Annotated in this window: 1 protein-coding gene; it reads left to right on the top strand. The window is 51.8% G+C overall.

What is annotated here, in order from left to right:
• Positions 1-59: 59 nt before the first annotated feature.
• Positions 60-1,145 carry an IS4 family transposase gene (locus tag DC3_RS28800; RefSeq protein WP_146892281.1) on the top strand — a complete coding sequence of 362 codons (1,086 nt, stop codon included), beginning with the start codon at positions 60-62 and terminating at the stop codon, positions 1,143-1,145.
• Positions 1,146-1,155: the final 10 nt, after the last annotated feature.

The following is a 1,155-nucleotide window of genomic DNA, read 5'->3' as shown; positions in this document are numbered from 1 at the left end:
TGAGTACCCGACAGTTTGTTTGAGGCGTAAGAAAGCCAGACTGGTACAGTAAATCTGCTATGAGTTACACCCCGTCTGGCAGCAACCAGCATACCCTAACCCGGCCCCTCAGGGAACACTTTCCCTACCGTAAGAACCACCTCGATACCCTCGGTCACGTCTTGCAAGCCACTTTAGAGGGTAAACACGTCATCCAGCAGAGTATCGCTGATCGCCTCCCAGGAGAAGCCCAGAATCCCTCTAAGTTAAGACGGGTCGAACGTTTCTTCTCTACCCACCCTCTCAGCCAGCACCATACTGCAACTTATCTGCTGAACAGCTTGCCAGACAACGAAAAGCTTACCTTCATTCTTGACCGTACCAATTGGGACCTGGGCCAAACACCAATCAACATTTTAATGTTGGCCGTCCTTCAGCCTTCCACTAACACAGCTTTACCACTGTGCTGGACAACGTTAAATCACTCAGGAAACTCCAGCACCAAAGCTCGCGTGGACCTACTGGAAGCGCTCTTCCACATGCTGCCCATAGAACGCATCGGCATGCTGCTGGCCGACCGGGAATTCATCGGGGAACCCTGGCTGACTTTCCTGGTCGAACACGAGGTCCCTTTTACTCTCCGTATTCGAGAAAACATGCACCTGGACGATATTCAGGCCAAAGTTTGGTTTGAAGATCTCAGGTCCAGCGAAGTCAGCGAGGTGGTCCATGATGTGCTGCTTGCAGGCCTTCCTGTGTGGACTCAGGCTACCTTGAGTCCAGAAGGCGAAAGGGTCATTGTGATTTCTAGCGTTTCAGATGAGCTTTTACTCGAACGATATCGGAAAAGGTTTCGGATTGAATGCCTGTTCAAGAACATGAAATCGTTAGGTTTTCGGCTGGAGAACACCCACATGACCGATCCTCGCCACCTAGAGCGCTTGGTGTGCTTGCTGGCGGTGGTATTCGTATGGGCGGTGAAATTGGGTGAAAGGGTCCACATTCGCAAAAAGAACCATGGCCGTCTGGCCCGCAGTGTGTTCCGCGTGGGGATCTCCCTGCTGCTGGAGTTGTTCAGGAAGCCATTGCAGGCTTTGCTGGACGGCCTTCAGCTATTGTTCCCCAGAAGATGCTCGCCAGGAATCTTGAAGCTTCAAAACTGGTAAGATAGGAAGT

The organism is Deinococcus cellulosilyticus NBRC 106333 = KACC 11606, assembly GCF_007990775.1.
In the GTDB taxonomy this organism is placed as follows: domain Bacteria; phylum Deinococcota; class Deinococci; order Deinococcales; family Deinococcaceae; genus Deinococcus_C; species Deinococcus_C cellulosilyticus.
The sequence above is the reverse complement of the archived record's forward strand: the minus strand, read 5'-3'. Positions and strand labels throughout refer to the sequence as shown.

Bases quoted from the DNA above. Each gene is read 5' to 3' on its own strand.
- DC3_RS28800 (WP_146892281.1), top strand. From the start codon at position 60: ATGAGTTACACCCCGTCTGGCAGCAACCAGCATACCCTAACCCGGCCC.